Genomic DNA, 5,087 nt, shown 5'->3' on the forward strand with positions numbered 1-5,087 from the left:
CGCAGCTCGCGCTCTAGTGCGGCATAATCACGGCGGTCGATTTTGCCCTTGAGCCCTTCGACTTGATTGAGCAACGTTTGGTACTCTCGCAATGTTTGCTCGTATTCCTGAATAGAAATCACCAAATCATTGCCCGCAATACCGGTTTGATTGAGGATTTGTGAATACTCTTTCAGTAGGGTGGAGTATTGCGTGACCATTTGCAGTAAGTTGGCCACATCGACCACCGGAAACCCCGATGCGTGGGAGGGAGAAGAAAAACCAAGGACGCTGCTGACCAGCAGCGCCATAGGGGTGTATTTCATAATAACGTTCCTTACTTTAGGTTGAGCTCCTCACAAAGGCGGTCAATGGCCACGTCCACATCGTCCTCCTGTGCAAACACCGCTTGCGCGCGAGCCGCTTCATGAGGTCTGGAGGTGGCGATCACATATTGCTCCGGCTCAACAAACAGGTTAATGACTTTGGCGATGCCCTTATCGGGCTGCTTAATGAACGCTTGTTGCTTCGGAATGAGGGATTGAATGACATCGAGCTCTGCGGGTTTGAGCATCGGAAAAGCGTGTTGATACTCTTCACGGCTCATTTCAGGGTCGGCCATAAACCAAAAGGTCGTCGCGGCGCTTCGCAGCGTGCTCCACTCTTCTAAATCACTGTAGTGTTTCGGACTTTGCGTCCAAAACCCCATGCCGCCGCCATGCTTAAACCACGTTCGTGCTTTCGCAATGGCAAACTCGGCCGCCCCTTTTTGAGACAATACGTATTGGCATTCATCGATTTCAAAAAATTTTGGCACGCTGCGGTGCTTGGCATTCTCAAAGAGACGAACACTACGAAAAAAGATTTCCGTATTCACCAACTCCGCAAGCTTAGGCGAATCCTTTACCCCTTCGGTGTTGTACACCGAGTACGGCTTATCTATCGCCCCGATGGCGTCCACATCGTTATCAAACAAGTTCCCGTAAATACCCCCGCGCTTAAATTTGGCGAGTTTTTCATGCAGAGACGGTGGGCACTTACCCATCATCGCAGAAAAACTGCCCAGCTTGCCGGTTTGCGCCATGGTGTGAATGATGGCCTCTTCAAGCTTAGGCTGCTCAATGGCCGTTAAGGTTTGAAGTTCTACACTGTCATTGAGTAACAGCATGCCTTGAATCAATCCCAGCATATGACGAACAAAGACGTCATCCCCTGCCCCAACGCTCATCGAGAAAGGATTGAACCCCTTTGAGGTACTGGCGTCCTTTAAGCAAAAGAGACCGGCGTCATCTTTAAAAAAGTGCGCCAGAGGCTCACTCCCTGCATCAATATCCAGTGCGCAATAACGCCCGCCCAGTTTGACAAAGTGATTGGCCACACACTGCTTGAGAAAGGTCTTACCGCTTCGCGTCGGACCTGTCCCCAGCACCAGGCACTTGTCACCAATGAAGGGCGTGTAGTGAAAAGGCACCCCATCATCACTCTCAAAGACATAGAGCGCCTCCTCTTGCTTGTTACCCAGTTCAAAAGTCGGAAAGCCCTCATGACTGCGAAAAAACAGCGATAACGCAGCGGCTTGGCTCGCATTCAAATCACAATGCCGAATGGGCGTTTCATTCGCCCCTAACAGCATCGAACGGTGGGCGTGTACCAGTCCTTGGGTCTCCCATAACAAAGAGAAGTCTGAGTTTTCTAAGAGTGCATTCATGGTTTTCACTTGAGCGTCCAACCGTACTCGGTCAGTATCAAACACCACCACATAAGAGAGCCACGAACCGTACTTGTCATCGTCACGACTCATGCGGTCTAAATCAAGGAGTACCGCGTTGAGATGAGGATTGGTTTGCAATCGTTGCAACACGGCACCAGAGCCAACGTCGCCTTTCATTAAATCGGTGAAGCGAGTTTGAGAGCGAAACAACGCGTCTTCTTCGTCTTTGAGCATCGCACGCTTTTGCTGCTTGGAGTACGGCGCAAAACGCGTAAAAAAGAGGTAATTGCCTTTTTCAGAGACCGGCCTTGCATCACTTGCCCATGCGCATTCTGGCGTGTGTGTCATCCCCACACCTTGCACGGCCGCGATGCGCGCATAAACGGTGTGCTGATGAGACAGTTTGAGGTAATCCACGCCTTCAATGTGTACACCCGCCACATCCCCCGTCGCTAAGCGTGCATCCCAATCTTGACTAGGCGCATGCCGCGCATGTTGATTCAGATAACAAGACTCCAACGTCAACAAGGCTTGTTGAAAATGAAATAACTGGCTCGCATTCAAACGCGGATTGTCCAGCGAACAAAACGACAATCCCAGCGAGAGCGACGACAACACATCGTCTAACTGGCTGATTTGTTCAATCAGCGCCCGCTCATCAAATAACGCGCCTTCTCGATACGATAAGGCTTGCTTCAATGTGCGGCGTTTATCTTTGTTGAAGACGGCTTGAAGGCACAAGGTCACAAACTCGCGACCCATATCGGTATAGTCGGTTAACTCATGCAGTTCAACCACCCACACCAAGCGCGATTGATACAGCTCACGCTGGGTATTTAAAAACTGGGCACGCCTTGAAGACACCAATTGAGCGCGAGGGTTATCTCGATGTTCAAACGATAAAGGGGGGCATCGGTAATGAACGTAATATTGTGAAAACGTCACCTCAAAGGGTAACCGTTGGATCACGTTACGGAGCAACGTCGTGATGGCGGTTTTTTCGGTGGGATTCAATAAAGCTGGCTCGACACCCGACAATTCAATCGCCCCGAGTGCGCCCCCACGATAGGTTAAGACGGTCGATTCATCGACCGCCCCATAGGTTTGAATAGATTGATTGGCCGCTTGCATTTAGAACCCTTTGAGCCAGGTAATGACGAGGCTTAAACTGAACAGAGCAATCGCCCCCACACACACTCGAAACAACCACGCTAAAGCCTCTCCCCCCGCTTTTGGGGCGATAACCCATAGGAAGATGGCGCCGGCTGCCGACATGAAGATGACAAATAAGGTGCCCGTGCCCCCTAGAAAATCGACCACTTCTTGTAAAAAGTTGGCAAATTTGGCAAACACCCCGCTGCCCCCTCCGCCCAGAGAGACGGACGCGTGCGCCTGAGCTGAAATCAGCATTGAACCCAGCAGCCAGTAAACCGCATTAATTTTTTTTTGAACGTTTATCATGTTGATGTTTCCATTGTTGGTAAGGCATGACACCACGTTGAGTCATGATGAACATGCGTTTTTTCAGTAAGGTTTCTTTGGTGAACTTGCCAAAATAGGCGTGTAGCCACAGCTCCCACGCCCGAAGGTCGTGTTTGTGCGCCCAGCGAAGGGGAGAAAAAATCGCGACGCAGCAAAGACCGCCGATCAAGAGCCCCAACAGCCACCCTAAATGCACCAGTGCAAGCAGCAGCAAAAAGCCACCACACAAGGCCGCTAAAGCAAAAATTTTCAGAGGTAGACCAAAGAGAATGACTTCTTGTTGTTTGTGGGCGTGTTGAAGTTTGGGGTTATCCGCGTGTTTCAATGAGGTGTCCCTCCTGCCAGCGGTGATACAGGTTGCCAGCATTGGCGGCTTTATCTTCATCAAGCGCCGTGAGTATCTGCTCAGGCACCGGGATGCCAAAGCGAGCCAATACAATCAGGAAAACATCAAAAGATTTAGGATGAGGGTCATCTTCAAACAAGTTTGAGTATTGCAGCTCATCGCTTTTTTGAATGACAAGAAAGAAACCTTGCAGTGGCCTATCCCAACCACAAAGCACGTGATAACCGCGAGCATGAAAAGAATGTTGTGACATAACGCGTCCTACCTGTGACTAAAACGGTCTTGAATGTCTTTATTTCCCACCACGTACAACCCATCTTCCAGTTCTAACCCCGCGGCTTTAAGCTCTTCTCGGATCTCAATCTGACGTCTAGCGGCGCAGCGGCGAGCCTGTTGTTCTGCTGACTCTTTCTTACTCTGTGTCTTCATACTTTCTCCATTTGGTCAGCCGCGTAATTCGCCGTTTGAGCGAGCACTCGGCACGTCTGAGATAATGCCCCTTGCTCCGCCGGTGTTAAACGCTCACCGTCGACAGGGATAGCGGTCTGTTCAATGACGTCAACCCAAAACTTGAGCTCTTGAATGAGGGTCATTTCTTTCTCCTTATCACGCTAAAGACAACAATGAATCGCTCGCATACTTCAAACCACGATTACGGCTCACGTGTTGTTTCCAATTTTGAGGGGTCATGGTGGTGTTATTGAGTTTACGGTAACGTTTTTTGCGCGCGTTATTTGAGGTAGGGAGAGTGAGACGATTGACTGATTGTGCTTGTTTTTGAACGGCAACGATATGAACGCCCTTCCAATAGAAAGGAAAGGAGAGGCGCCCAGTAAAAGAGAGCAAGGCGGCAAACGCAATGTGTTCACGCCCAACCGTACCCAGCTTTTTTACGTTGATAAAATCACCTTGTTTCACAAAGCGACCTAACAAATTAACCGCATCATCTTCACTACAATATCCGTACACAATCTGCATGTTCACACTCCTTTTAGGACATTGTTTTGGTCTTTAAAAAGAACAAAACAATGGGCTCTCTTTCAAGAGCCGTGCTACAAACTGGCTTGAGCATTCTTGTAGTAGAATGCGCACATCCAAGGGATGTGGTGTCTGGTATTCCCAAGTAACTCTGTTTCACCACTCAACCAGCACGCTTAATTGAGTAGAAAAACAGCCTTGGACGTCGCCCCAGATAAGGCTCCTGAATTTGTTAGGCATATTACGCACGCCTGCGCCCCTCTGCGGCGCTTTTTGCAGTAGTGAAGGCAGCCCACCTTCGAGTCTCATGATGAGACTTCACTCCTAATCTGAACTCACACAAGGAGCGAGATAAAACTAGATTTTGTCGAGCCCATTATCGGGAGACAAAATGTCATTCTGCTTGTCGGTTGGTAGGCGATAAAACGCGCGCAACACAAACAGAGCTTCAATTCGTTTGCTTCGACCATAGGCCGATGCTGACCCTTCCAAGCGAATATTGGTCTCATGATCGAGTGCCACGGTTAGCTGGGTACTTTTGCTAATTTCTTGTTTCATAAAAACTCTATCCATACCTGATCATTTGATCAG

General features: G+C 49.4%; 8 protein-coding genes and 1 pseudogene. All 9 read right to left on the bottom strand.

Annotated features, from left to right (window positions below; genetic code table 11):
• Positions 1-305, bottom strand: a pseudogene (locus A142_RS13175) (hypothetical protein); the annotation flags it as partial.
• An 11-nt stretch (positions 306-316) separates the two neighbouring features.
• On the bottom strand, positions 317-2,821 hold the full coding sequence (locus A142_RS13180; protein ID WP_019824966.1) for a VirB4 family type IV secretion system protein: 2,505 nt from the start codon (positions 2,819-2,821) through the stop codon (positions 317-319).
• The gene (locus A142_RS13185) at positions 2,822-3,151 is read right to left on the bottom strand and encodes a hypothetical protein (RefSeq protein WP_017098001.1); all 330 of its coding nucleotides are present in this window, start codon (positions 3,149-3,151) and stop codon (positions 2,822-2,824) included.
• Entirely contained in the window at positions 3,126-3,497 is a 372-nt protein-coding gene (locus tag A142_RS13190) for a hypothetical protein (protein ID WP_017108489.1), read from the bottom strand. Before A142_RS13190 ends, A142_RS13185 begins: the two co-directional genes overlap by 26 nt.
• The gene (locus tag A142_RS13195) at positions 3,481-3,771 is read right to left on the bottom strand and encodes a hypothetical protein (protein ID WP_019824970.1); all 291 of its coding nucleotides are present in this window, start codon (positions 3,769-3,771) and stop codon (positions 3,481-3,483) included. The genes A142_RS13190 and A142_RS13195 overlap by 17 nt, the downstream gene beginning before the upstream one ends.
• 8 nt (positions 3,772-3,779) lie before the next feature.
• Complete coding sequence (locus A142_RS25155) at positions 3,780-3,947, bottom strand: hypothetical protein (protein ID WP_019824973.1); 168 nt, start codon at positions 3,945-3,947, stop codon at positions 3,780-3,782.
• On the bottom strand, positions 3,944-4,111 hold the full coding sequence (locus tag A142_RS25160; protein WP_017098005.1) for a hypothetical protein: 168 nt from the start codon (positions 4,109-4,111) through the stop codon (positions 3,944-3,946). The genes A142_RS25155 and A142_RS25160 overlap by 4 nt, the downstream gene beginning before the upstream one ends.
• Before the next feature lie 13 nt (positions 4,112-4,124).
• On the bottom strand, positions 4,125-4,496 hold the full coding sequence (locus tag A142_RS13200; protein WP_019824975.1) for a hypothetical protein: 372 nt from the start codon (positions 4,494-4,496) through the stop codon (positions 4,125-4,127).
• Between the two features lie 357 nt (positions 4,497-4,853).
• The gene (locus tag A142_RS13205) at positions 4,854-5,054 is read right to left on the bottom strand and encodes a TraY domain-containing protein (RefSeq protein ID WP_017096185.1); all 201 of its coding nucleotides are present in this window, start codon (positions 5,052-5,054) and stop codon (positions 4,854-4,856) included.
• Between the last annotated feature and the right edge of the window lie 33 nt (positions 5,055-5,087).

It is taken from the genome of Vibrio splendidus 12E03 (assembly GCF_000272105.2).
In the GTDB taxonomy this organism is placed as follows: Bacteria; Pseudomonadota; Gammaproteobacteria; order Enterobacterales; family Vibrionaceae; genus Vibrio; species Vibrio splendidus_I.

Excerpts from the sequence above, each read along its gene's own strand:
- A142_RS13180 (WP_019824966.1), bottom strand. The coding sequence starts at position 2,821 with ATGCAAGCGGCCAATCAATCTATTCAAACCTATGGGGCGGTCGATGAA.
- A142_RS13185 (WP_017098001.1), bottom strand. The coding sequence starts at position 3,151 with ATGATAAACGTTCAAAAAAAAATTAATGCGGTTTACTGGCTGCTGGGT.
- A142_RS13195 (WP_019824970.1), bottom strand. The coding sequence starts at position 3,771 with ATGTCACAACATTCTTTTCATGCTCGCGGTTATCACGTGCTTTGTGGT.
- A142_RS25155 (WP_019824973.1), bottom strand. The coding sequence starts at position 3,947 with ATGAAGACACAGAGTAAGAAAGAGTCAGCAGAACAACAGGCTCGCCGC.
- A142_RS25160 (WP_017098005.1), bottom strand. The coding sequence starts at position 4,111 with ATGACCCTCATTCAAGAGCTCAAGTTTTGGGTTGACGTCATTGAACAG.
- A142_RS13200 (WP_019824975.1), bottom strand. The coding sequence starts at position 4,496 with ATGCAGATTGTGTACGGATATTGTAGTGAAGATGATGCGGTTAATTTG.
- A142_RS13205 (WP_017096185.1), bottom strand. The coding sequence starts at position 5,054 with ATGAAACAAGAAATTAGCAAAAGTACCCAGCTAACCGTGGCACTCGAT.